A 22243-nucleotide genomic window follows, 5' to 3' on the forward strand; every position below is an offset into this window, starting at 1 on the left:
CAGGCGTTTCGGAGGAATGGTAAAACTTGAAACAATCCTACATAAATAGGATAAAAAGTACACAAAAACATGCGAAATCATACACTAAACATACATTTTGGGGATTTTTCACTACTCCATAAAATACAATAAAAGTGTATAAAAACGACTATTTTCCCATAGGATAATAACAGAAAAATGAAGGATTATGCATGGTACACGAAACGAAAATCGAAAAAATCGAAAAAATAAAAAATTAAAAATTCCAGATGAAAGGTCAATATGGCTTGCCTCAAAATAGTTAAAAGGGGTGTTAGGGGTATGTAATACGTTAATTATCAGTACATTACGTATTGTTATATTATAACAATAATGTAACATTTTTCCGAAAATAGCTTATCAAATCATATCGGTCTGAAGTCCTTTATTTTCTCCGTCTGTCCGTCTTCTTCTCTTCTCTTCCCTTCTGTTTGTCTGTCTTCCCTTCTGTCTGTCCTCTGTCTCCTTCCCTTCTGTTTTCCTCTGTCCTCTTCCGTCTTCCGTCTGTCTTCTCTTGTCTTCCTCTTCTGTCTGCCCTCTGTCCTCTTCTCTTCCCTTCAGGATCTTATTCTTGAGTCTTGAACCTTGTTAGCTTGCTCCAGGTTTTAAGATGTCTTATAGCAGTTTTATTGCTGTGCTGCTTGCCTGCTTTATGCTTCCCTTACATATACAGACACACGTATATATACCTTATATAGACTACTTCAGCGGTGTTTTACGCCCTTTCCCTTGATATATGTCAATAATTAGCCGTAAATATAACTTATATATAACTTTTCTCTTGACATAACATTAATAATGTATTATCTTTGCACTTGAAAACTTATTGGTGGCATGGTTACAAGTTATCTTGATTCCTCACCGTGGTTGCTCTTTGGCTTATTGACACAAAAGGAAGGTAACATTTTCTTTCTGTGTTTTCATCGTGATTGATTGTTTAACCTATTAAATATAAAAATTATGAGTAAGAAAACAAAAGAAATGGCAAATAATATTGATAATATTGTTGCCGCAAATGTTATTGAGAATGCAAAGGCTGTTGGTTCTTCTTCGGATTCCTCGGCTGATTCCTCTGCGGTTCTTCCGTTGGTGGATTCGGTTGTTATATCTGACCAAATAGAAGCGGGGGACACTGAAGCAGTTAAAAAGCGTGATTGCATGGAATTAATCAGAAACAATTACCGTGCACCGGTTCCAACGGCTGCGGTGTTGCTTGGTCGGTTCTTTCGTGCTGGACTGCCGTCCGATAATAAAGAAGTTATAAAATTAGCCTTAGAACTTGATGGCTTGAAACTTGATGATGATTTTGCGGTTGCGTCTTTCGTCTTCGGGCTTTCGGCTCCCGTGGCTTCGGCTGTCTCTCGTGCTGCCAGTGCGTGGTGGCGTGTTGAGGGTGATTTTAAAGTTGCAACGGTGAAAGATGTTGTTAATTTTGCAAACAATAACACTTCGCTTTCGTCTGAGGTGTATTTCTGTAACATTAATCCTGAGTGGCTTTTTATTGATTCTCGTTTGGTTGTGTATTCAGCAACAAATAACAACGGTGAAAAAAATATGCTCTTACCCGGGTGTTATTATACGTTTATCGAAGAGTCAACGGCTAATTATATTCGTGCGGTCGGTTCTGTTGGTGTTTATCTTGATGCTAAACGGCGTGAAATGAACGGCAAAATAAGTAACGTTTTTGCGCTTCGTCCTGCGGTTTCTGGCTACATTAAAAAAATCCTTTTAGCCGGATTTCTTTCTGCTTCTGATATTGCCGATATAGCGCAGGAGGTTGAAAAAGAGATTCAACAAGAAAAAGACGACCAAAAAGCCGTTTTAACTGCTGCGGTGATTCAAAAAGAGTTCGAGTTGACAGAAATACAACGGCTTTATGATGAAACAAGGGCGAAAATATCAAACGACGGTTTGGGCGTTGCTAAATATAAGAAACTACAAAAGTTACTTAACGTTTACAACCAAAAACTTTCAGCCGTTAAGACTTCGCTCTCTGTGGCTCGCTTGGATTTGAAAAAGTTCGAAAAGTGATTGCATTTTCATTTATTAACCGTCCGGGGTTCGTCCTCGGGCGGTTCTCTCTTTCGGTTGTGTCAAAAGTAATTTAGATTTTTCATTTGATTAAATAAAAGCTGCTGGCGGGTGATTCCGTTGGTGGTTGCTTTTATCAGTCTTTCAGTGGTCGTTTTTGGCTGCTGGTTGGCTGGTGCTGCTGGTGCTGCTGGTGCTTCTGCTTCGGCGGTTTCAGCATTCCCGGCGGTTGGGTGTTGTTACAATAACTTTCGTTATTGATTCTGTCCGGCTGCTTTTCTTTGATATATTATTTTTTCTTGGTTTTTTATTTATCGGTTCAAATCTTGATTTGATTTTGGTCTATCTTGATTTGATTTTTTTTCGATAAATATTTTCTTCAAATCAATTTGTTTGCAGTAATAAATTTAGTAGTTTCAAAAATAACTATTTTGCACTACTTAACCGGGCTGTGACAAAAATTTGGAGTTTGACAAAAATTCCGTGAAAAGTTTTTCAAATACTTTTTATACGGCTGTGAATGGCACAGAAGAAAAGGTGTGACAAAGATCCGAGAGGAAAAGAAAAAGAATTATTTGAGAAAATAGTTCGCTTGCAGGACTGTTTTATGTATGACGGACAAACTTATATACATCAAGCTGCAAATAAGTATTGAGTGAAACACTATAAAATATTTTGTTATCAGGTTCAAAAGACCTTTGGCAAACAATTTTTGGTGAAAGTAACAACTTGCTGTCACAATTATAAATCCATAATTGAATTTAGTTAATATTTCTCTCAAAGTAATTATTAGCATTTCGTGTGTGAAGAATGAAATGAGGGAAAATTTTTATAGCTCCACGGTTGTTTGCTCAGCCGTGGAGTTCAAACAAAATATTAACAAAAAACAGATATTATGCGAAAAGAAATTTTAAACATGGTGGAAGACTACGAAATGGGTTTTATTTCACCGATGGAGCTGTTAAATCAGTTCTCTGATTTGTTGTCATACTTTGGCTCAAACAAAGAGCTTGATGACAAAATAAACGGTTTGGTTTTTCCTCTTTCAAATTTCGTAGCAAAGAAATTGAAAGAAGGCGAACATTTCTCTTTTTCAGAATTTAAAAACGATTAAGCAATGGCAAACGATTATTACAATCTTTCAAACGTGATCTTCGAAAGATACGGAATTGAGAAAGGAATAAAAATCCTTTGTCGTGCGAACATTCACAATTTATTGAAAATTTATGGAAACTAAGGAAATTCCTGGAAATCTCTTGCGAAAGTGGGAGATTTCCGCAACAAAGCAAAATCTTTCTCAACAAGAGTTTGTTGAATATATACGCAACAAGCAAAGAGAATATTATGATGTTCAGGAAATGACGACCGTTAAAAAAGAAATGATAGACGGCCAACTGACTGAATATGGAAAACAGAAAGCTCTTGAACATTTCAGAAAAATGGACGAAAGGAAAAGAGCTATCACTCTATCACGTATAGACTTTGAAGTATATTACAACAAGATTATTTCTAATGGATATGAAGAGAATACATGTTATGAAATAATTAGCAGTTATAATATATTGACAGAAAGACGTGAAAGGCTTTCTCTTACAAAGAAAGAAATGAAGATGCACGGTCTTGTATTAAGCAAGGTAAATAAAATGTATGAAGAAGCCAAAAGAATTACCGGAATGTGATTTGTTTCACGTTCCGGTTCAATAATTTATAAATCAAGCTAACAGAAAATAATATGAAAAAGAGTAAAGTGTTCCTTTTGGGGAACGTGATATTATCATTCCCGATAATGTTGTTGTTGACAGACGATGTGTTTATTTACATCCTTGATGCAATATTGATAATATTTTTATTATTCATCGGGAATGTATATTTCCATGGATTCTGGAAAGATTATTTTTCGATTTGCAATGACTTTGACGAGTTCCTGAAGTCTCAAAAATCCGAAGAATAAACAAGTACGATAATTGAAAGTACGATAATTACTTCCAGCAGGCGAGAACTGGTTGGAAGTACGATAATTATTCACTAAATATATAAAGTTATGGAAACTAAAAAAGCTAAAAACGTTTGGTTCAAGATTAACGGCAAAGTTGTCGGATATTCTTGCAACAGCATTACTTTCGACAGAAATAATGTATATGTAAAAATGAGCAATTGCAATTGCAACAAGTACACTCTTCTTTGCGATGGAGTAACATTCGACGAGTCCACTGACTTCACTGAAATTACAATCTGCGTTAAAATGGAAAATCTCCACGCAATAGAGTTCTAATATTTTTCAGGCGTTGATTCGCCTGGAAAGTACGATAATTATTAATTCACTAAATTTATAAAGTTATGGAATATTACAAAGTAAAAGCGAAATTTGCAGAAAGAACATTTGGCGAAATCACGTTGATAAATAATGAACTTATGACAAAAGAGGAAATTGAAACAAACAAATTGCCATTATTTTGTTTCGTGAAAGTAGATGTTCCAGAAGAAAGGACATATTGTTTTTTCTGCGCAAGATTTGACGACAATGACGGAAATGAGCCGTGGAACAACTGATTTTCTTTGCAGTCATTGATTTGGCTGCAAGATACGATTATTCACTAAAAGTTTATATTATGGAAAGAAAAGAATTAAACGAACTCACAAATGACGTTGGTGTTCGCTATCTCGATTATGTCTATGACTGGGAAATAATCGGAGTCGAAGAAGATTATGACGGAACGGGATATTTATATCCGATAACAATAATCAAAGGCTGGCCAAACGAAAACGAAAGATTTTTGGGAGTTATCTATATTTCCAAAAAATATGCAGGGAACGGAGCGGGCTTTTTCTCCAGGTTTGAGTATTTCTGTAGGATAGTTTCTTGCAGAACATCAGGAATAAACCCAAAATATGACCACAAGGGAGATGTTATTTGGCCTGCATGGTATTGTACAAATGAAGAGTACGCCGTATTTGTGAAAAAGTACAATGAACTTCACGAAAAGTACGATAAGTATGTAAAAAGTGATTGCGCGTGACAGCGCGATTACTTTCCATTATTAACTAAATAAATACGATTATGAAATTAGGAGAGTTTAATGTTTTTAATGCTATTAATACGCTCGGTTACGGTAATGATAGATGGCTATGCACGTTTTATTTTGAAGAAACGAGCGTTAAGAAACAAACCAATTTTGGAGCCGATGAAAAAGTTAAAGGTTTTGTTGTATATGTCTGGATTTCGAAAGATAACGAAATGGATATTATGTTATTCGACAAAACTTGCATAACTCCTAAGTATGTTCTAAACGACTATAAGACCGGCGAAACATTGCTTGTTTTTGAGCTGAACTAACTATTTAACTCCATGCCTATTGATTTAGGCAAGGAGTACGATTATTCACTAAAAAATATAAAGTTATGGTACAGAACGTAAAGAATGACAGAAAGTTTGAAAAAGAACTTTTCCAGATGATTGAGAAAATCAAGATTCATGCAAGGCAGCTAAGGTGCAACAATCAGACCGGGCGAGGCTATCAGGGCGTGAACAATCTTTTGAAAGAGGACTTTTTTAACCTGGTAGAACTTTGCAGCTAAAACAATCTCCATACATTTTGCTATGTATGGAGTACGATTATTAACTTAAAAATAGAATTATGGAAAAACTTAGTTTAAACACATCATTGTTTCCAATCGCAGATGTTGCGATGTACGGAACTATTCTCGATTCAGGTGAAATGGAATATTACCTAAATCAGGATGAAGAAGATGAAATAGAAATCAATCAGGACAAGTACGAGAAAGAACTTGTGTATGTTTCAAGTCAGTTTATAAAAGAAAATGTACTTGAAACTTTCAAGAAATATGGAATTGTTTCTATTGATAATTTTTCTCTTTATAAGCCATATTATTATAATTATCAAAATGACATGCTGTGCTTTGACGTGACTTTATCGGATGACTTTGATGACATAATAAAAAAGTACATTTCTAAGTTTGAGAAAGAAGAAAAGTACAAAAAATATATCGAAGAAAATTGGAAGTCTTGTTCTGGTTTTATCTCTTTTATGCCTGAGTCTATAGAGGAAATTTTAAAACCATCTAAGTATTTTGAAATGCGTGTACATCAGGTTGCGGCTTTTTTGACTCTTTGTATTCTAAATGAAGGAGAACTAAAGGAAAAAATTGACAATTCCATAGAAGATTTCTATTATTATCTTAAGGAAAACTATTTTGAGTATGTAGAGTACAAAAAGAAAATAGTTTAAAAAAGATATTGCATCGTTGGTTCGGTGCAGTATCGCGGTTATATTTTCCATTAATTTTTATATTTTTTAGGTGAGGCTGTGCTCGTTTGTTCGGGTGCAGCCATTCCTATTATTAACTAAAAAAATACGATTATGAAAAGATGGATTCATGTTAGATTTAAAGGTGCTTTTTATGCAGAAAGCACGCATTGTCATACACTGAAAGAATTTATTGAAAGGAGAGGTTGTAAACGAAGTGACATTGCTGAATGGTGGACGAGAGAACACGAATAACATTTAACTCCATATCTGTTTTCTCAGGTATGGAGTACGATTATTAACTAAATATTTACGATTATGTATGAAACTATTTATTGCGTGCAAATATTTGACTACAGATTGCCGAATTTGGATAAGGTTATAAGCACGTTTTTTACTACAGATTACGAGTCTGCCCATAGCGAATTTACAAAAATCCATAAGTCGGAAAATGGTTCTTCGATTGAAGTAAAACGTGACTGTTGCGGAGATTTTACCAAAAGTTTTTGGATAGGGAAACCGTGTGATTTTCGTGTTGAGTTCAGGTCAGACTACGGATGGATTCAAGATGGCATAGCCCATTTCTCTTAGAAAATAACGCGTGCGTTAGGATGATACCTAACGTGCGTGCTTTGATTATTAACTAAATATTTTACAGTTATGAAAACTTACAAATTAATTGCTATCGTTGCAGGCGAAAGAAATTCCAAGTATGCAGACGCAGAAGCAAGAGGAATAGTAGAAGCTGAGAAAAAAGCGGACGAACTTCTTGAAAAATACATTCACGATTATCCGAGCGACACTTATATAGTTTGCGTTGAGGATGAGTCTGAAATGTGGTTCGATGACTACCTTTGCTGGCAGAAGGATTGCTACGGCGAAAAATATTGGATGAAAATGGTGAATGGTCACTATTGCCCAATAGGTTTGAGACTTCTCACTGACGATGAAAAAGAAGAACTCGACGAACTGCGCAAAGAAAAAGAAATCCACATTTGGGATCTTGATGAAGAACAGCTGAAAAGGTTGCGCTCTGAAATTTGTGTTGGCAGTTGCTACGGCTCAGACTATGAAAATTCGTTTGACATAGATACCGAGGAGGTTTACAACATTTCAGAAAGCTATCTGTCATTTATCGGATTTTATGGCTATGAAGATACACAGGAAGAATTTGCTGAGTATTGTATGGATGTAGCGGCAGTCTGATTATGTGCGCTTGCATTGCAGCGGGCGCACTGCTATTGTCTAACAATTTAAATTCAATTATTATGAGTAAAGGTAAAACTTCAATCAAAAAGTCAGATGTTAAGTTTTTCGAAGTGTTAGAACATGACATTTTTCAGAAAAACAGAAAAGAAAACAAGGACCTGAGCGACTTTGAGGCACGAATGCTTGAACTTGTTGGAAATGCCATAAGACCAAGAGAATCGCAGCATTTCTGGTCTGACGGATGTTACTCCTGGTATCGTAATTGTCGCCAAGAAAACGTTGATAGACTTTGGCTCACTAAAAACGGAATCCTCGTGTTTGAACAGTCTTTGAAAGATGATGTTTATAGACTTTTCAGAATCGGTTTTAACTTCTGACTTTACTCTCCCTGTTGTGACAGATAGGGAGAAACTAATAATTAACTAAATATTTATAATTATGAAAGAAACAGTATATTGCGTGCAGAAAATAGATTGGAGAAATCCCATGCGACCTTGCGTAATGAGTACATACACGAGTACAGATTACGAATCTGCAAAAGATGAATTTATGAAATCTTATAATTCAGAGAATTGCACCACTATAGAAACCAAGCATGACAGTAGCGGTGATTTCCAAGTTTTTTGGATTGGTTCAGATTTTTGTGTCGTGTTCATGGCTAATGATGACGGCAGCAAGATAAAGAGTATCATCTAAATATTTACGAATATGAAGAAACAGACGTTAGAAGAAGTTTTAGACAATTTGTATTTGAAATACAAATGTGTGAATGAGGAAACAGTATGGGTAGAAAACTGCAAGAACTACCTGTGTATCAATTGGCATACCTTCATGGATGGCTACGTAAACACGCACATCGTGTATTGTATTGCAAAGTATCTCAGGAAATACACGTCTAAGCCAATTTACGCATCAGACGTGCTCTTGTCAATTTAAAAATCGTAGCCAGCCTGATTGTTGGCTACGGACTATTCTTTAACTAAATATTTACGATTATGAAAGATCCAAGAAAATTAAAAGTGTGGGGAAAGTGGTATAACTACGTTCTCGACAGCATCGCCGAATCTTCAACTGCAAGCGACTTAGGTTTAACTTTTGAAGATGACAGAAGCCGTATTGAGTTTTTCCTTGAGCAATTTAATGAGGAATACAACTACGACTACAACAAGATACGCTACCCTATTTTACGTCTTAGAATTGCCTCGTACTTGCAAGGGCTTCCATCGTCGATTAATATTGACTTTATGTGGAATAGAATCATCGAACTGACAAAAGAGTGGGAGGGGTATAAGTCGAAAGAAAAAGAAGAATACTTCTGCAATAAGTGGTTTGAAATTATTGCTACTTGCATCCTTCAACTTGCTGCGAGATACAAGATTAACACGTTCCAGTATAAATGACTTTCTGCGGATATGTATGAAAGCATATCCGTAACTAATTATTAACTAAAATCATAGGAGATTAAATTATGCAATGCGTTATTGATGACATGCGTGCTATGGCATTGGATTTAAAGAAGTTAGGTTATCGTGTGTATCGTAGTAAATCAGAAGATGTAAGTCCGTTTCGATGCAAACAAGGCAAATGGGATTATTGCTTCTATGTTCTAAACAATGGTGTATTATATGGAGTTCGGACTGATACCTACGTTATATATACTATTGTATGTCGTTATGACAACGAAGGTAGAGCGCAATACATTCGAGATGACAATCCGTGGGTTAATGTTCACGGAAACATGAAAGAAACAATTACTACCAAGACTCTAAAGGGAATATTCGGCAAGCCTTCTAAATTTAACAATGATGATGTTTCCGTTATAAGAAAACACAACAAGGGAAGGATAAAGATTTATAGGTACGCATAGAAGCAAAAGGCAAATGACGTTGCAGTTATTTGCCTACTTTTATTTAACTAAAACACAACAATTATGATTAGGTATTACAAAACTTTAAGAGGCTTGAGAAAAGCTTACGGTGGCCAAGTTAGTGTCAGAGATTTCTTTGACAGAAAAAGACGTGTTTACAGAAACGGCAAGGATGCACGGTTACAGCCAACAAAGGAACTGCAAGAGAAAGTTGCGAGAGCCTTTGCAGAACAGATTTACAAAAAGAAAAGTTCTAAAGAAAACTTTGTTGCAAGCCTTACGAGCGGAAGCAGTTGGCTTGATTGGTCTTTGTTCCAATGCTTCTACGTAGAGCAAGGGGAAAACGAAATCTACATCAGCAATTCCCTTTCGGGCGAGGCTTACGACTATTGCATCAGAAAATTCTTGCGAGGCCGCTAATTCCCTTTCGGGCTTTGCCGCCCGATTGGAGCGATTTATTAACTAATTATTTTTTGAATTATGGCATACACTATTAAAGGGCTGGCAAAAGCCAATGATTGCGAGGAATTGAACGAGTACGGACTTGCTGATGTGTGGCGGTATTGGATTCAATGTAACTGCTGTGATATGCAGAGCGTGAAAGATTTCAAGAGCCTGCGCAAAAAGGACAGAAAAGAAATGATGAAGTTTTTGCTTGCCGAATGTCCTAATGTTGCAAATCACATTCTTGATCGTATCGATTTCTAACCTGTCAAGCACACGGAGTTTAATCATTCCGTGTGCTTCAATTATTAACTTAAAAATGTATTGTTATGGATGAAGTTTATATTGTGACGAAAAGTAACCATTTCTTTAATAATCCTGAGATATGGGGTGTCTATTCAGTTCTTAAAGATGCTATAGAGGGAATACTTTCTGATGGTGATATAAATGAAGAAGAAATGGAAAACACATTTGGAAGTATAGACAGGGTGTGGAATTATATTGAGGAACACTTGTGTACACCTGATTTCTCTGTCAATTATAGGATAGAAAAGCATAAAATTATCAAACCTATTTGGCACGAGTATTAATTGAAATTAACTCATATAACTATGGTCGTATTAACTTATGCCATAGTTCAATTATTAACTAAATATTTAGATTATGAGTTACGAACACATTAAAGAAATTATGATGAAAGAGTGTCCCCATATCTGGAAATGGTGGAATGAGGACATAAGGACTATGCTTTCAGGAAAAGAGTTGATAGAGAGGTACAGAAAAGCAAGGCTTCAGCTTAAAGGAGAACTCGAAAGTAAAATACTGACAGAACAGAGGTATTTTGCGGAGTATGAACTTCTCTGCTTGCTTTCCGGCGTTAAAGAGCCATTGGATTTTAGCAATGCTAAAAGGTACGACAATCCGCAAGGAAAGAAATTCAAACTCCATAAAGGCTGTAAAGTTTACTATATAGGCACTAATCTGTACGAATTAGAGAAAAAAGCAAAGGAAATGGATTTGGAACTTTCTGAAATGGATGAAACGAATTTACTCGTCGTTGCAATGAATCTCTGTTCTGAACAAATCTTGATTTAACGACCTTGCCCACATTGCAGTGGGTAGGGTACAATTATTCACTAAATTCAACAATTATGCAAGACAACAAGTATTTTTGCTACACCATTTCAGAAAATGGTGAGCGAGGCTATCAGAAGATAGACAAGGCGCAAGCATTGCGTCTTAATAGTATTGGAACTCATTTCTACGAATTACCCTTCAAGGTGGTTAACTCACTCACAAAGGCATTGAGGTGGAAGTATAGACTTAGATAGTATCAATATTCTAAAACTGTAATGTATGACGGAAGAAATAACGGTTTATAGGAACAATTCCATAAGGGAATTTGTTTACGATTTCGGGAGTAAGACGGTTACAGATATGGAAACCGGCGAGAAAAAGGCAATGACATTTGACGGTTTTCGTTCTATGAAGGCAGATCTTAAAAGTCAAGGTTTTCGTTTTTTGGTATTAGACCCAAGAACTGTCGTATTCGATATATACGAGGACGCATTAAAATGGTGTGAGCGGCAAAACATACCAATGTGTTTTACACCTTACACTATCCAAGCAAGTAAGGCGGTGTAGTGACCGCCATACTTGCAATTATTTTTAGTATTAACAATTTAAAATTCAATTAATTATGGAAAAATTCAATGCTTTTGTAAATGACGAGAGTTGGAACGGTTATGCACTTGTTGATGACAGACTTATTGCAGTAAAGGCAGAAACGATAGACATTTTGCAGACTGCCATTGGTAAGAGGATTCGTATCAATTGTACTGACGGAGAGAATAAGTACAGGGTTCGCCCTGAAGACTATTTCGATTCAACGAAGGACTTCGAGCAAGGAAAACCTTCTCCAATGCGAGAGTACCCTATTGTAGGGAAAATTAAGAATATCCGATACAACAGAGAGACTGATACATGGTCTGCGTATGCTATAGATTCGAACGGACTGCCCGTCAAAAAAAAGTTTGGTTTGTGCTCTATACAGTGTTCGCTTGAAAGACATAACTGCTTCAAGGTCACTTCCTCTGAAATAAAGGAGCAGCTTTATTGGGACTATGAAGAGGCAATCCAGAGTACTTCTTACACTTCGGTTGAGCCGGACGGAACGGAAAAGACTCACGTAGGACTCATAAAACTTCTCAAACCAAATGATGAGCAGCAAAAGTTGTTACAGGAGTTGAACAACACTCTTGAAAAGCTTTATGCTGCTGGTGTTAAGTTGGTACACAGAGACGATTCCACATGGTTTGCACTCAACACAAAAGAAGTGCAGGAAGTTCGCGTGGTCAGCGAGTGGAGTGAAGAAGAAGATCTCGAAAAAAGGCCGGGAGAAGAAACAGTTTGCCGTGAAGGTCAGCTTATATTTGACTTTAATTTCAGCGACGGAATCGAGTATGGACAAGAGTTGTTCTACATCTACGTCAAGCGGTAATCATTCAGAGTGTGCTATATCAGGTTATAGCGCACTTGCAATTATTTTAGTATTAACAATTTAAATTCAATTATTATGAAAAGTTTTGAAATTTTTGTAAGTAACAATGGTTATTCATTCGTTAATGGCGAACTGCTTGAAGTAAGAATCGATACTTATGCTTACCAAAAAAATGGCTCTATCGACATTTGTGTGTTACATCGGGAGAAAGAGTACTGGGTACCTGCCGACAACTTCTATCTGTCAGTCGATGACTATGAGAGAAATATCAGACCGGAAACAATAATGCAATGCTTGGCTTGTTGGGTGAATTATGACAATCCGAAGGAAAGAACTACCTGGGTTGTCAAAAACAACCAACCTGTAAAGGTTGTGGTAGATCCGCTTGTACTTTATGTTCATGTTGACAAGAATGACAAGTTGAGTTTCAACGAAGATGAAGTCCCGAGCCAAACGTTCTGTTCTTATGTGACAGCGATGCAACACTGCGACCTCGTAATCAAGAAGGAGGACGGAACGGAGATTGTAAAAGAATCGTTGGCGAAACTCATCAAACCGACCGAAGAACAAATGGAACTTCTTAAACAGTTGCAAGAACTGGAGAAGAAGATTTCCGAATCAGGTTTGGAGCCTTTGATTAATTTCGGAGGAAGATTTTTCATCAATACCGAGAAGTTAGAGGAATACAGTATATCCGATGCTGACGAGGAAGGTATGTCAAGGTTGTTGAATTGCGACCTGACAGAAGTTCCATTCGGATATGGAGATGCGTTTTGGGGTGATGAGTTCTATTTCTACGTCAAGCGTAAGGATTAACACTAAAGTATGCTGCATTTGCTTGCGGCATACTTTCAAAAAAATCAAGCAAAGTCCTACTAACCAATCCAGCTCCTTTCGTCGTGGTAAGCGAAAGGAGTGCTATTTATTAACTAAATCATAGGAGATTATATTATGCTTAAAACAAGTCATTTACAAATGCCAATAGACGAATGGCATAACTTGCACAATCTGAAAGTTTCATTAGAGAATACAATTTCAAGTTGTAGCGACTCTGCTTTTGGAAGTGATGTTCGATTGGAAATCCAAACCATCCTCGAAAACACGGAAAAGAAAATACAGAGGATTCTCGACAAGAATTTTTCTGTCAAGCCGAAAGACTTTGACAAATACCACATTATCACATGGGACAAAGACTGTGGTGAAGATGACAAAGACGATTGCCGCACGCTTGCTGAAGCCAAGAAACTTGCTAAAAGTTACTTCGGGAATGGTTATGAGGAAGTGACAATATTTAAAGACCATTGCAGGGTTTGGGTGATTAACGAACTCCACAATAAAGGATATGACCCCCGCAAGTAACTCGAAGTCCGCTTCTATGGCAAGGAGCGGACTACTATTTATTAACTAAAAGAATACGATTATGAAGACAATTGAATCTAACGGAGTAAAACGTGTGCACATTTGGGTTGTTCAAGAAACAAGAAACAGTTGTTACGATAACCCTATCACTATCAGAGACAACAAAGAGGGTGCCTTTAATCATTTCAACACAAGGCGCAAGGAGTTGGAAGAATACGCTAACAGAAATAACCTTTTGCTTTTTGATGAAGCAGAGAATTGTTTTTCTCTTTATGACAGAAAAGACAACCTTGTCAGGATGGTTGTGGTAAAACACCTTCTTCTCAAGATTACTGACAACTGAACCCAAAATCCAATCTCTTATAAGAGGTTGGATTACTATTTATTAACTAAAGAAATACAATCATGAAAGAAATGTTGTCAATAATCAGCAAAAACAATTTAAAGGGCAATTATATGCTTTATTGTCCTGTAACAGCTATTCCTCCTTATTTCGGAACTCTTACTGAGTGCAAGAAATCTCAGGTTGTATTCGAGAAAAGACTTCATAAGGATTTTGATGTCCTAACCGAGAACGAGAAGCACGGAATCCGCTCCCTAATAGAGTTTTATAGGGAACGCAATGGTGATTTCTCTGCTTAGACTCTATCCAACTTAAGTCGCAATGACTACGGCTTAGGTTCTAATTATTAACTAAATACAATTTTATTATGAACAAAATGAATTTATATGCTAATGCGCTTTACATGCGCTTGTATCGCGAAAACGAAACGGATATGTTCATAGTGTCAAATCCTAAGCAAGCAGACTATTCTGAACTGAATAGTACTGACAAGGTGATAGTAGACTTTATGACCCAAAGAGAAGAAGAGATGGACGAATTGTCTCACTTCTGGAATGAGGATGGTTACATTGATTTCGAGACTGCGTTTGAAGCACTCGTTACTATTGCCGACCATATCCTTTCGCTTTATCCCGGTATTAACGCTGGCAAATTTAAGACGTATTTAGATTGCGGTGTCCGCTGGTGCAGTTATTGTGGCATGCCAATGACAGAGGGCTTTTACCTTACAAACCATTACGCTTGTAGTGAAGAGTGCAGATTCAAACACTATAAAGAAGATTATGGCGCAAAGGACAGAGACGAGGCTACGAAGATGTATCTCCTGGATTGCTACGAGATAGCCGGCGACAAATATCCTGACTTGTGTACCGGCAATACTAAAAGTATTAATAGCATCATGGAGGAAACAGGCAAGCATCCACAGGATTTGACTCTCGAAGAGTTGGAGGATGTTATCGAGAACAATTCATTTGAGGTAGGTGACTATGCCTATTTTACTTATTGGAACTGACTTTGACTCCGTCCGTGTTGCAGCGGACAGAGTACGATTATCAACAAATTAAAACAATAAAGATATGAAGAAAGAAATTTATGTCGTGTCTGAGTGCGATAAATGGGGAGGAAGTCCATGTATTGTTGGTGTTTTTGACACACTTGAAAACGCTATATCCAATATAATTAAAAATGGGTGGTATAGCGAGGATGAACTGAACTGTGTAAGTGACATGAGGCAATATCTTAGAGAACACCTCTATACACCAGATTTGAAATGGAATTACAGAATACAGATTTTTAACCTGAATGAATGGTCGTAAAACTGCCAATGAATAAGTGGCAGAATTGGAAGGGGGCGAATATTCTGGTCTTACACTCTGTCTGTATTGAAGCGGACAGAGTACGATTATTAACTAAAAAGAAAACAACTATGGAAGAAAAAAGAAGTTTAAATGCAGTGGAAAAGCTGCAAAAGTTAGTGACTTGGTGTGATTGTCAAAACGACGACTTTACCGCAATGTTTCGAACTATCGACAAGATTGAAAAGTGCTATGATGCCTGTCGTAAGCATGGAGTAGAGTTTGCCGATAACCTGACTTGGGACAAAGACGATCCTAATTACATCAAAGACCCCAAATATTTGCTTGCCAAAGATGTTAATGAGATTTTAGGTGTATACCATTACAAAGTGGGCGAACTCACTATCCCCATGCTTAGTCAGGCAAAGAAAGATTTCGTGGAACTGCTTCACGAACTTGAAGATTTGCCATTCTCTATAGCTTATAGAAAGTTCGACGGTTACAACAGGCAGGGTCGGGAGAATTTCGACTGTAACTACAAGTCCATTTCCGTGACGGTAGAACGTTCAATAGATGGTTGTACGTTGCTCCCCACCGTAGAGATATGGGATGACAAACATATCATTTCGTTCTATCAAAGATTCGATGAACTGCTCTACGGCCATGGTTATGGCTGTCTTGCTGTTGATGACGACCTTTTCACACGAGAAATAGACCCTCGTGATGTACTTGGGTTAGAAGATTTAAATTTTGATATTGGGTCTTACGCCCTTAGGGACTATCTAAAGGACAATCCTGAAAAAGAGGAGGAATTAAGGGAAAACGGATGGCTACCAAAGGTGTTCGTTCCTGACGATATTTTCGATGGAGATTACTTTAGTCTGGTCGAAGAGGTTAGGATAGTCTTATTCCTGATGTACGAGGACTTCGTGACTTGCGAGCCAAAAGAAATTCTTGACGATTATCGTCTATATACTGGCGTAGAGGTAAAATCTCTGTCAGACATCGATAAGGACGGCTTTAACAAGTTCATCAAAGGAGTTGAGGATTACGGCATTAAGTGGCGTGAAGAAGTCTTGTACCGCATTCTGTAATCTTATCCGTTTATCCTTTAATTCGGGTAAACGGAACACAATAATGTTTAAAATATGTTATATATCTTATATGTATTATACAATATATATAATAATATTATAACTTTGCAATGTAATTCAAAAAGAATATATTATGGAATTAAACAAAGTAATTAAACTGAAGGAAGGCAAATTGTTTGACCTGTCAGATGTCAAGATGCAGCAGAGAGTTGTCTACATCAAGGATAGTGACAGTGTTGTTGTAGTCTATTCGCAAAGGGTTGCGCCACAGATACGCATCATGTATGGTGACAGTGCTGTTCTTATGACCGCTAGCCAGGCTGCAACTATGTATCCTGAGAAGTTCACGTTCACGAAGTACGAAAAGGGTTCAAGGGTTACGTTTAACAAGGCCTTCATGATTTATTTGAACGCCAACCAAGCCGACTTTGTGAAGTCTAAAGGTATCGCAAGTTCGTTTATCCGTTCCCTCATAGACAAAGCAATGGAGCGTGAAAATTACGTGGGTGGGGAGTAGCCTCCCCTTCCATAACTATTATTTATCAAGCCCTCGACAACACGGTCAAGTCATTCAATTATGAAAAATTTATATTATTGCACAAAGAAGAACGTCTATCTTATCACTAAGAACGACGATGGTACACTAACCTTTACTCCAGAAGCCAAGAACGCTGGTGCTATGATTATGCAACGTGGTGGCATTTCCGCTTTCCTTGACCATTGTATCGAGGACGAGAGGGACTTCAAGGAGTTTGTTGAAGACCGCGAACTTGTAGCCAAGAAACAAAAAGAGTACCGCGAGGCTATGCGTTTGCAAAGCGCAAATGCCGAAAAGGAATCTGTTGCCAAGGCTTACAATGAAATGCTCTCAAAGTACGGAATGAGCATCGGCAACATTGACAAGTCTGTGGCGATTGAAGCCTCTGTTGATAACCTGTACGTGCTTATGCGTTACCTGCGCAGCATTCCATGGGGGCAATGGCAATTACCTACACTCTCACAAGGATATTCCGCTAACCAGTACGACTGTGATGGTAAGATTGCTGTTACTATCATTCTGAACGACGGAATTACAACTGAAGATGGTAAGGTTGTCAAGAAACTCCAGTATGGTGCTCCTATGGGACACCTCTCTAACTACACGAATATTGGAAGATTATAAACCCATAAGCCCTCGACAACACGGTTAAGTCAGAAACTATGATAACAATCAGATATGAAATTAGCTACGAAGCAGTTAAGCAAGAGTTTATAGAAAACGGCGTGTACCATAGTGGTGACAACTACGGACGCTGGTTCGAAATTAGCGTAAATCCCTCAGAACTAAGTAAAGAAGACCGTAAATTAATTTGGGACAAATGCAAAGACTCTGGCGACGGTGATTTCACCTATGACGATTCTTACATAAGTAAGGTTTGTAAGTCAATTGACGATTTTCTTGATGCCATAAGGGATTAAGAAAAAGGGGAGCGGGCCGCTCCCCTCTAAACTTTTTCGTTTAAATCCACAGCCCGAAGGCTGACCCAATCCGAAGATTGCGGTGCAAAGATACGGAGATATTTGGAAACAACAATCACTTCTTGTGTTTTTAACACACATTTAACACGCAAGCCCTCGACATCACGGTTAAGTCATACCTATGAAAAAATGGAAGCACTACAACAGATTAGTGATAAATACAGAGATAGAAAATGCAGATGGCTTTGAAAAAATATTCCTCGCCCACTCGAAGAATATCGAAGAAGTAGTTTGCAATGACGGTAGTTACACCGAATTATACGAAGTCGATGATAGCGGTTATATGGACAGAGCCGCAGACGTGGTTACTGAAAATAAGTTTGACGACTTGTACGAGAAATACGATGAAACTTGTGATAAAGGCAAAGAAGTCTTTATGTTTGAGAATTACCACGATGATGAACCGGTGCCATACGTCAAGGCTGATTGGGAAAATTACGAACATCATCTTAAATTAGAGTCAGAACATGGGATAAACACAGACACCTATTATATTACAAACGCCGACATTATAGAAGGTGTGTGCTATATGGCATCTGGTTGTGTGACTCAGGACTACCCCAACGAAGAACACCAAAATTTCTTCAAGTTCGTTGCCGGCAATGGAGAAACCTACTATATAAAGGAAACACACCCATTCTTCATTGATGATCACGATTACATTTTTGAGATAATCACTAAGGAAGAGTTTGAAGAATACGACAACGGAGTAATAAGCGAGTAACTATGGAATTAGACAATATACAAGAAATCAATGAAGGGTACTTAGGTGTTCTTACAAAAATAGATCTTCTTGATGAAAGTTGGGACACCGAACTACTCGAAAAGTTAATTGGATATATCGAGAAAGATATATTGGAAATGGCCGCGAGGTACGATGTATGTGCAGACATAACAAGAGATGAGTTTGCAAGAGACAAACAAAGGCTTCTCGATGCGTACCTGCAACGGACGAACGACAAAGATATTATGTACAAGGTTAAAACTTTAAAGAAGCTGAGAGAGAGAGAAAGTGCCTTTGCCGAGTCTTTGCCATAACTATCCGTCCGCAACGATTGGTTTTGTTGCGGATGACGAACAGTATCTTTAAAATAAAAATTATGGCAAAAAGAATTAACAACAAAATGACTTTTGAGGACTTTAGCAGAAAATGCCTCGATTTTTTTGAGACGAGAAGGTGGTATTTTATGATGAGTAACCCTCAGATATTACAAAAACTCCCTGGGAATGAGATGAACATCACTGTTTGGTATTTCATCCTGGAGATACGTCCGAAGGCGCATTTCATATTAATGTACGATTGGGACACCGACGACCTTCCGTTCTCCGTATATATTGATTGGAAGAGCGGGGCATTTAGCCATTGTTTCTTCGATGATGGTAAACTTGTGTACATCTCCGACTTTGCGGATATTGACGAAGCCCTTGACAATATGTGTCAAGAACCAACTATGTATTTGGCAAACCCCACCACAAAATGTACAATTGAACACGTAATGGAAAAAGGCGAAGATCCCGACAACACGGCAGGACTTGAAGTAGGGTTTATGAAGTCATATTCCTTACTGGAGGCCATCGAAGCACTCGAAGAGTACTGTAAGAAACATAGAAAACTTGACGATGGACATCTCGCTGGCGTAGTACACATGCCAACGCTTGTTTCTCGCACAACTATGTACGAAAAACGAATATTAAATCCATAATGTAATTGTTTAGTTAATAATTGCCGTTGCGGTCTTAGGTGGCCGTAGCGGTTCGATAACCAATAAATTGAATATTATGGAAATGAATTTTGAAAAAGAGTTTATGAGGGTAAACCCTGCATACCCTCACTTACTGAGGTTTATGCAAACCAGCTTACAAAAGAGCGAGATTTCATGGAAGGACATTACCAAACTCAACATGGAGAGGGTGTGTTCTTACCTGACCGAACGAGTATCGCCAAATTCGGCGAGGACTTACATAGCCGTCATAAAGGCCTTTCTCGCAAGGTATAGCGAAGAAAACCTCATGCCTTGCGCCAACCCGCAAATGAGAGTAAAGGCGGTGCCTTCACAGCATATAGCACTTAGCTACGAAGAGGTTATGAAACTCGATGCCTACCAGCCAAAAAACGATACGGAGCGCGATGTGAAAAACATCTTCATGCGAGGATGCCTGACCGGCGCAAGGTATTCGGACGCAATAGCGATAGGCGCTGGCAATATCAGCAACGGCGTTTTAACTTATGTATCGAAAAAGACCCATACCGAGGTAAAACAACCCGCTCATGCGCTTTTGTGGAAGTATATATACGAACCGCCGACAAAGATAAGGCATTCCGTTGTCGTGAACAGGACTATTAAGCAAATCTGTCAAAATATCGGCATGGATGAAGAGGTCCAACTATTCGTAAACGGCAAACTCAAAAAAGGCCACAAGTACGAGTTTGTCACTGAGCACACATCGCGCAGGACTTATTGTACGATACTTGCAGAAATGAACGTGCCAACAGAGGTTATCTCCAAGTTAGCAGGCCATTCAAACTCCAACATAACAAGTAACAGGTATATATGTATTGACACAAAGAGAGTAGGAGAAGCTGCAATGCGCTTCTTTGAGGCAAAATAAAAGCCCCTGCACGGTTAATTCTGTGCAGGGGCTCTACTATTCAAGGGGCGGGAGAATTTTCTTCATATCGAACGTGTGCATGTTTTCTCTGTCACAACGTAAGGTCATTCTCGTCCTGAATGTTGTCGCATATCTACGGCACTCAGTTGAATATCTCGTCATCAAGTCCTTATATGCGAGATAGGCATAGAAGAAATCGCTCTTGCTCTCAAAGCCCATCATTTCGATTTTCTCGTCAGCGGAAAACTTGTCCGTTGGCATGGAGAAAGTGTTGAGGAACATTCTTACATCACTATTCCAAGGGAGAAGCTGACTATCGTCAATGTCAACAATTCCAAGGCCAAGACCTTTCTTGTGCGACATTCTGATAAGCATCAATGGAAGGACATAATCTATATCCTTGATTTTTGCACCCTCTCCAATGGCATGTTTTACAACCTCAACACCATCGGCACGTTTCATTACAACCTGAAGATAGGACTGGATAGAACTTGCCATCTTCTGAATATCCATAAGCGAGTCAAGCAAGTCGCATATTTGTCCGCACCTGACCGAGTAGAGGGTCAGCTTGTCTCTCATGGTCGCATCTCCAAAGGGGATATAACCGAAGTTATTAAACCACTCGTATGGGTGTTCGGTAAGTATTGAATAGAGCTTGTTAGTCTGCTGCATGATAATGTTGACACCCTTGTCCCTTACAAGCAAAGAGGCAAACAAGGCTATCATCTGATCTTCGGGTGTTTTATATCTGTCGGCCAACATCATTGTGTGCACGTTAAAGCCATCGCGCCCTACAAAGTTCTCCATGAGTTTCCTTATCCATATCTTATGGTGTATGGCGAACTTCTCGTAGTATTGACGCATTGTCTTTCTGGCTATTTCGAGACGCATCTCTTTCTCTGACATTCTTTTATTTGCTAGTTTCCCATTCATAATCTTTGAGTGCTATTGATACTATAACGCGGTTGTTGTTTCCTTTCTTACAAAAGTAGTCTTGAAGTTTGTTCGCATTCACTTTTGGTTTTGGTGCTGCAATTACGCTGAAGCACCGGTCAGTGTGGCGCTCTGACAAACGCTCATGTTTCTCCATAGCTTCATCATAACCAAACAACTGGGCATTGCCTTGCCATTCTGTAAAGGTATATTTTTCCGCGTCTTGTAAATATATAAACCTTATCCTACCGTAAACTCTTGATACGATGAGGAAATTAGGGTTGTTGAGAGTATTTTTTATGTTCAAGTATACAGGTAGAATATCAACCACATATTTGCCTGCATGTCTTAATGCCAGATTGTACACGCTTCTTATATCCCTCATCGACATGGAAAGATATGCGTGTCTTATTTCCTTGTCAAGTTCAACGCCTTTTTGCCTATCCTTCCCTTGAAGACTTTTAAGGTACAAAACCTCACCTTTTGCTGTTCTGAAACGTAAAACATAGAATGGATTCTTATCCTTAAACGCTTCGATATTTTCATCACAGTCAATTCGTACTGAGGGGAACCGCTTTGTTAAAGCCTTACAGACATAGGGTAACTGATCGGTGTTTAATGGTATGGCTTGCCTTATGTCACTGGAGTACTTTACGAATGCCCAAACGAATGGTATTCTCCAGAAACCTGATACGAACAGTTTGATGTCAGGGTGATTGTGATTTCTTACAAATGATACGTATTTTTCCATAATTAA

At 38.1% G+C, this 22243-nt stretch carries 36 protein-coding genes; 34 read left to right on the forward strand and 2 right to left on the reverse strand.

The window, feature by feature from the left end:
- Positions 1–978: 978 nt before the first annotated feature.
- From CIK98_RS06145 to CIK98_RS06320, 34 genes are all read left to right on the forward strand, one after another.
- The gene (locus CIK98_RS06145) at positions 979–2049 is read left to right on the forward strand and encodes a hypothetical protein (protein ID WP_141210430.1); all 1071 of its coding nucleotides are present in this window, start codon (positions 979–981) and stop codon (positions 2047–2049) included.
- 895 nt (positions 2050–2944) lie between these two features.
- Complete coding sequence (locus CIK98_RS06150) at positions 2945–3163, forward strand: hypothetical protein (RefSeq protein ID WP_141210431.1); 219 nt, start codon at positions 2945–2947, stop codon at positions 3161–3163.
- Positions 3164–3275: 112 nt separating this feature from the next.
- Positions 3276–3728: a hypothetical protein gene (locus CIK98_RS06155; RefSeq protein ID WP_094383387.1), complete on the forward strand. Its 453-nt coding sequence runs from the start codon at positions 3276–3278 to the stop codon at positions 3726–3728.
- Between the two features lie 362 nt (positions 3729–4090).
- Positions 4091–4321 carry a hypothetical protein gene (locus CIK98_RS06165; RefSeq protein ID WP_094383389.1) on the forward strand — a complete coding sequence of 77 codons (231 nt, stop codon included), beginning with the start codon at positions 4091–4093 and terminating at the stop codon, positions 4319–4321.
- A 65-nt stretch (positions 4322–4386) separates the two neighbouring features.
- Entirely contained in the window at positions 4387–4599 is a 213-nt protein-coding gene (locus CIK98_RS06170; protein ID WP_094383390.1) for a hypothetical protein, read from the forward strand.
- Positions 4587–5066, forward strand: a complete 480-nt coding sequence (locus CIK98_RS06175; RefSeq protein WP_094383391.1) for a hypothetical protein — start codon at positions 4587–4589, stop codon at positions 5064–5066. Before CIK98_RS06170 ends, CIK98_RS06175 begins: the two co-directional genes overlap by 13 nt.
- 41 nt (positions 5067–5107) lie before the next feature.
- Complete coding sequence (locus CIK98_RS06180; RefSeq protein WP_094383392.1) at positions 5108–5383, forward strand: hypothetical protein; 276 nt, start codon at positions 5108–5110, stop codon at positions 5381–5383.
- 65 nt (positions 5384–5448) lie between these two features.
- Positions 5449–5625, forward strand: coding sequence for a hypothetical protein (locus CIK98_RS18005; RefSeq protein ID WP_172409838.1), 177 nt, complete (start codon positions 5449–5451; stop codon positions 5623–5625).
- A gap of 59 nt (positions 5626–5684) precedes the next feature.
- Positions 5685–6296 carry a hypothetical protein gene (locus tag CIK98_RS06185; protein ID WP_094383393.1) on the forward strand — a complete coding sequence of 204 codons (612 nt, stop codon included), beginning with the start codon at positions 5685–5687 and terminating at the stop codon, positions 6294–6296.
- 678 nt (positions 6297–6974) lie between these two features.
- A complete protein-coding gene (locus tag CIK98_RS06195) occupies positions 6975–7520 on the forward strand; it encodes a hypothetical protein (protein ID WP_094383395.1) in 546 nt (181 codons plus the stop codon).
- Positions 7521–7582: 62 nt separating this feature from the next.
- Entirely contained in the window at positions 7583–7900 is a 318-nt protein-coding gene (locus CIK98_RS06200; RefSeq protein ID WP_141210432.1) for a hypothetical protein, read from the forward strand.
- A gap of 172 nt (positions 7901–8072) precedes the next feature.
- On the forward strand, positions 8073–8219 hold the full coding sequence (locus CIK98_RS18010; RefSeq protein ID WP_172409839.1) for a hypothetical protein: 147 nt from the start codon (positions 8073–8075) through the stop codon (positions 8217–8219).
- 12 nt (positions 8220–8231) lie between these two features.
- Positions 8232–8459 (forward strand): hypothetical protein, encoded by a 228-nt coding sequence (locus tag CIK98_RS06210; RefSeq protein WP_094383398.1) that lies wholly within the window; start codon positions 8232–8234, stop codon positions 8457–8459.
- 59 nt (positions 8460–8518) lie between these two features.
- Complete coding sequence (locus CIK98_RS06215) at positions 8519–8923, forward strand: hypothetical protein (RefSeq protein WP_094383399.1); 405 nt, start codon at positions 8519–8521, stop codon at positions 8921–8923.
- Positions 8924–9453: 530 nt separating this feature from the next.
- Complete coding sequence (locus tag CIK98_RS06225) at positions 9454–9810, forward strand: hypothetical protein (RefSeq protein WP_094383401.1); 357 nt, start codon at positions 9454–9456, stop codon at positions 9808–9810.
- A gap of 60 nt (positions 9811–9870) precedes the next feature.
- Positions 9871–10098 (forward strand): hypothetical protein, encoded by a 228-nt coding sequence (locus CIK98_RS06230; protein WP_094383402.1) that lies wholly within the window; start codon positions 9871–9873, stop codon positions 10096–10098.
- A 65-nt stretch (positions 10099–10163) separates the two neighbouring features.
- Positions 10164–10424, forward strand: a complete 261-nt coding sequence (locus CIK98_RS06235; protein ID WP_094383403.1) for a hypothetical protein — start codon at positions 10164–10166, stop codon at positions 10422–10424.
- 73 nt (positions 10425–10497) lie between these two features.
- Positions 10498–10929, forward strand: a complete 432-nt coding sequence (locus CIK98_RS06240) for a hypothetical protein (protein ID WP_094383404.1) — start codon at positions 10498–10500, stop codon at positions 10927–10929.
- A 56-nt stretch (positions 10930–10985) separates the two neighbouring features.
- Positions 10986–11165 carry a hypothetical protein gene (locus tag CIK98_RS17600; protein ID WP_141210433.1) on the forward strand — a complete coding sequence of 60 codons (180 nt, stop codon included), beginning with the start codon at positions 10986–10988 and terminating at the stop codon, positions 11163–11165.
- A 368-nt stretch (positions 11166–11533) separates the two neighbouring features.
- Entirely contained in the window at positions 11534–12334 is an 801-nt protein-coding gene (locus CIK98_RS06250; RefSeq protein ID WP_094383406.1) for a hypothetical protein, read from the forward strand.
- A 75-nt stretch (positions 12335–12409) separates the two neighbouring features.
- On the forward strand, positions 12410–13150 hold the full coding sequence (locus tag CIK98_RS06255) for a hypothetical protein (protein WP_094383407.1): 741 nt from the start codon (positions 12410–12412) through the stop codon (positions 13148–13150).
- A 159-nt stretch (positions 13151–13309) separates the two neighbouring features.
- Complete coding sequence (locus CIK98_RS06260; protein WP_094383408.1) at positions 13310–13693, forward strand: hypothetical protein; 384 nt, start codon at positions 13310–13312, stop codon at positions 13691–13693.
- 61 nt (positions 13694–13754) lie between these two features.
- Positions 13755–14036, forward strand: coding sequence for a hypothetical protein (locus CIK98_RS06265; protein WP_094383409.1), 282 nt, complete (start codon positions 13755–13757; stop codon positions 14034–14036).
- A gap of 62 nt (positions 14037–14098) precedes the next feature.
- The gene (locus tag CIK98_RS06270) at positions 14099–14335 is read left to right on the forward strand and encodes a hypothetical protein (protein ID WP_094383410.1); all 237 of its coding nucleotides are present in this window, start codon (positions 14099–14101) and stop codon (positions 14333–14335) included.
- A gap of 68 nt (positions 14336–14403) precedes the next feature.
- Entirely contained in the window at positions 14404–15048 is a 645-nt protein-coding gene (locus CIK98_RS06275; protein WP_094383411.1) for a hypothetical protein, read from the forward strand.
- A 64-nt stretch (positions 15049–15112) separates the two neighbouring features.
- Positions 15113–15352, forward strand: a complete 240-nt coding sequence (locus tag CIK98_RS06280; protein WP_094383412.1) for a hypothetical protein — start codon at positions 15113–15115, stop codon at positions 15350–15352.
- 110 nt (positions 15353–15462) lie between these two features.
- Complete coding sequence (locus CIK98_RS06285) at positions 15463–16425, forward strand: hypothetical protein (RefSeq protein ID WP_141210434.1); 963 nt, start codon at positions 15463–15465, stop codon at positions 16423–16425.
- A 133-nt stretch (positions 16426–16558) separates the two neighbouring features.
- Positions 16559–16942: a hypothetical protein gene (locus CIK98_RS06290; protein ID WP_094383414.1), complete on the forward strand. Its 384-nt coding sequence runs from the start codon at positions 16559–16561 to the stop codon at positions 16940–16942.
- 60 nt (positions 16943–17002) lie between these two features.
- Positions 17003–17587: a hypothetical protein gene (locus CIK98_RS06295; protein ID WP_094383415.1), complete on the forward strand. Its 585-nt coding sequence runs from the start codon at positions 17003–17005 to the stop codon at positions 17585–17587.
- Positions 17588–17625: 38 nt separating this feature from the next.
- On the forward strand, positions 17626–17883 hold the full coding sequence (locus CIK98_RS06300; protein WP_094383416.1) for a hypothetical protein: 258 nt from the start codon (positions 17626–17628) through the stop codon (positions 17881–17883).
- Between the two features lie 181 nt (positions 17884–18064).
- On the forward strand, positions 18065–18667 hold the full coding sequence (locus tag CIK98_RS06305; RefSeq protein WP_094383417.1) for a hypothetical protein: 603 nt from the start codon (positions 18065–18067) through the stop codon (positions 18665–18667).
- Between the two features lie 2 nt (positions 18668–18669).
- The gene (locus CIK98_RS06310; protein ID WP_094383418.1) at positions 18670–18981 is read left to right on the forward strand and encodes a hypothetical protein; all 312 of its coding nucleotides are present in this window, start codon (positions 18670–18672) and stop codon (positions 18979–18981) included.
- Between the two features lie 62 nt (positions 18982–19043).
- Positions 19044–19646: a hypothetical protein gene (locus CIK98_RS06315; protein WP_141210435.1), complete on the forward strand. Its 603-nt coding sequence runs from the start codon at positions 19044–19046 to the stop codon at positions 19644–19646.
- Between the two features lie 76 nt (positions 19647–19722).
- Complete coding sequence (locus CIK98_RS06320; protein ID WP_094383420.1) at positions 19723–20553, forward strand: tyrosine-type recombinase/integrase; 831 nt, start codon at positions 19723–19725, stop codon at positions 20551–20553.
- A gap of 36 nt (positions 20554–20589) precedes the next feature.
- Here CIK98_RS06320 and CIK98_RS06325 read toward each other — a convergent pair whose 3' ends face one another.
- Together CIK98_RS06325 and CIK98_RS06330 are read right to left on the reverse strand one after the other, a co-directional pair.
- Complete coding sequence (locus CIK98_RS06325) at positions 20590–21486, reverse strand: hypothetical protein (RefSeq protein ID WP_172409840.1); 897 nt, start codon at positions 21484–21486, stop codon at positions 20590–20592.
- Positions 21464–22237, reverse strand: a complete 774-nt coding sequence (locus CIK98_RS06330) for a hypothetical protein (RefSeq protein WP_094383422.1) — start codon at positions 22235–22237, stop codon at positions 21464–21466. The genes CIK98_RS06325 and CIK98_RS06330 overlap by 23 nt, the downstream gene beginning before the upstream one ends.
- Positions 22238–22243 lie beyond the last annotated feature (6 nt).

Source organism: Prevotella sp. P2-180 (assembly GCF_002251435.1).
In the GTDB taxonomy this organism is placed as follows: domain Bacteria; phylum Bacteroidota; class Bacteroidia; order Bacteroidales; family Bacteroidaceae; genus Prevotella.

What these genes read in the sequence shown, in the direction of transcription:
- CIK98_RS06325 (WP_172409840.1), bottom strand. Translation starts at nt 21,486, where the DNA reads ATGAATGGGAAACTAGCAAATAAAAGAATGTCAGAGAAAGAGATGCGT.
- CIK98_RS06320 (WP_094383420.1), top strand. Translation starts at nt 19,723, where the DNA reads ATGGAAATGAATTTTGAAAAAGAGTTTATGAGGGTAAACCCTGCATAC.
- CIK98_RS06225 (WP_094383401.1), top strand. Translation starts at nt 9,454, where the DNA reads ATGATTAGGTATTACAAAACTTTAAGAGGCTTGAGAAAAGCTTACGGT.
- CIK98_RS06170 (WP_094383390.1), top strand. Translation starts at nt 4,387, where the DNA reads ATGGAATATTACAAAGTAAAAGCGAAATTTGCAGAAAGAACATTTGGC.
- CIK98_RS06295 (WP_094383415.1), top strand. Translation starts at nt 17,003, where the DNA reads ATGAAAAATTTATATTATTGCACAAAGAAGAACGTCTATCTTATCACT.
- CIK98_RS06255 (WP_094383407.1), top strand. Translation starts at nt 12,410, where the DNA reads ATGAAAAGTTTTGAAATTTTTGTAAGTAACAATGGTTATTCATTCGTT.
- CIK98_RS06150 (WP_141210431.1), top strand. Translation starts at nt 2,945, where the DNA reads ATGCGAAAAGAAATTTTAAACATGGTGGAAGACTACGAAATGGGTTTT.
- CIK98_RS06315 (WP_141210435.1), top strand. Translation starts at nt 19,044, where the DNA reads ATGGCAAAAAGAATTAACAACAAAATGACTTTTGAGGACTTTAGCAGA.
- CIK98_RS06215 (WP_094383399.1), top strand. Translation starts at nt 8,519, where the DNA reads ATGAAAGATCCAAGAAAATTAAAAGTGTGGGGAAAGTGGTATAACTAC.
- CIK98_RS06290 (WP_094383414.1), top strand. Translation starts at nt 16,559, where the DNA reads ATGGAATTAAACAAAGTAATTAAACTGAAGGAAGGCAAATTGTTTGAC.
- CIK98_RS06195 (WP_094383395.1), top strand. Translation starts at nt 6,975, where the DNA reads ATGAAAACTTACAAATTAATTGCTATCGTTGCAGGCGAAAGAAATTCC.
- CIK98_RS18005 (WP_172409838.1), top strand. Translation starts at nt 5,449, where the DNA reads ATGGTACAGAACGTAAAGAATGACAGAAAGTTTGAAAAAGAACTTTTC.
- CIK98_RS06260 (WP_094383408.1), top strand. Translation starts at nt 13,310, where the DNA reads ATGCCAATAGACGAATGGCATAACTTGCACAATCTGAAAGTTTCATTA.
- CIK98_RS17600 (WP_141210433.1), top strand. Translation starts at nt 10,986, where the DNA reads ATGCAAGACAACAAGTATTTTTGCTACACCATTTCAGAAAATGGTGAG.
- CIK98_RS06235 (WP_094383403.1), top strand. Translation starts at nt 10,164, where the DNA reads ATGGATGAAGTTTATATTGTGACGAAAAGTAACCATTTCTTTAATAAT.
- CIK98_RS06185 (WP_094383393.1), top strand. Translation starts at nt 5,685, where the DNA reads ATGGAAAAACTTAGTTTAAACACATCATTGTTTCCAATCGCAGATGTT.
- CIK98_RS06285 (WP_141210434.1), top strand. Translation starts at nt 15,463, where the DNA reads ATGGAAGAAAAAAGAAGTTTAAATGCAGTGGAAAAGCTGCAAAAGTTA.
- CIK98_RS06180 (WP_094383392.1), top strand. Translation starts at nt 5,108, where the DNA reads ATGAAATTAGGAGAGTTTAATGTTTTTAATGCTATTAATACGCTCGGT.
- CIK98_RS06155 (WP_094383387.1), top strand. Translation starts at nt 3,276, where the DNA reads ATGGAAACTAAGGAAATTCCTGGAAATCTCTTGCGAAAGTGGGAGATT.
- CIK98_RS06300 (WP_094383416.1), top strand. Translation starts at nt 17,626, where the DNA reads ATGATAACAATCAGATATGAAATTAGCTACGAAGCAGTTAAGCAAGAG.
- CIK98_RS06275 (WP_094383411.1), top strand. Translation starts at nt 14,404, where the DNA reads ATGAACAAAATGAATTTATATGCTAATGCGCTTTACATGCGCTTGTAT.
- CIK98_RS06165 (WP_094383389.1), top strand. Translation starts at nt 4,091, where the DNA reads ATGGAAACTAAAAAAGCTAAAAACGTTTGGTTCAAGATTAACGGCAAA.
- CIK98_RS06230 (WP_094383402.1), top strand. Translation starts at nt 9,871, where the DNA reads ATGGCATACACTATTAAAGGGCTGGCAAAAGCCAATGATTGCGAGGAA.
- CIK98_RS06280 (WP_094383412.1), top strand. Translation starts at nt 15,113, where the DNA reads ATGAAGAAAGAAATTTATGTCGTGTCTGAGTGCGATAAATGGGGAGGA.
- CIK98_RS06270 (WP_094383410.1), top strand. Translation starts at nt 14,099, where the DNA reads ATGAAAGAAATGTTGTCAATAATCAGCAAAAACAATTTAAAGGGCAAT.
- CIK98_RS06305 (WP_094383417.1), top strand. Translation starts at nt 18,065, where the DNA reads ATGAAAAAATGGAAGCACTACAACAGATTAGTGATAAATACAGAGATA.
- CIK98_RS06265 (WP_094383409.1), top strand. Translation starts at nt 13,755, where the DNA reads ATGAAGACAATTGAATCTAACGGAGTAAAACGTGTGCACATTTGGGTT.
- CIK98_RS06240 (WP_094383404.1), top strand. Translation starts at nt 10,498, where the DNA reads ATGAGTTACGAACACATTAAAGAAATTATGATGAAAGAGTGTCCCCAT.
- CIK98_RS18010 (WP_172409839.1), top strand. Translation starts at nt 8,073, where the DNA reads ATGAAATCTTATAATTCAGAGAATTGCACCACTATAGAAACCAAGCAT.
- CIK98_RS06330 (WP_094383422.1), bottom strand. Translation starts at nt 22,237, where the DNA reads ATGGAAAAATACGTATCATTTGTAAGAAATCACAATCACCCTGACATC.
- CIK98_RS06310 (WP_094383418.1), top strand. Translation starts at nt 18,670, where the DNA reads ATGGAATTAGACAATATACAAGAAATCAATGAAGGGTACTTAGGTGTT.
- CIK98_RS06250 (WP_094383406.1), top strand. Translation starts at nt 11,534, where the DNA reads ATGGAAAAATTCAATGCTTTTGTAAATGACGAGAGTTGGAACGGTTAT.
- CIK98_RS06200 (WP_141210432.1), top strand. Translation starts at nt 7,583, where the DNA reads ATGAGTAAAGGTAAAACTTCAATCAAAAAGTCAGATGTTAAGTTTTTC.
- CIK98_RS06145 (WP_141210430.1), top strand. Translation starts at nt 979, where the DNA reads ATGAGTAAGAAAACAAAAGAAATGGCAAATAATATTGATAATATTGTT.
- CIK98_RS06210 (WP_094383398.1), top strand. Translation starts at nt 8,232, where the DNA reads ATGAAGAAACAGACGTTAGAAGAAGTTTTAGACAATTTGTATTTGAAA.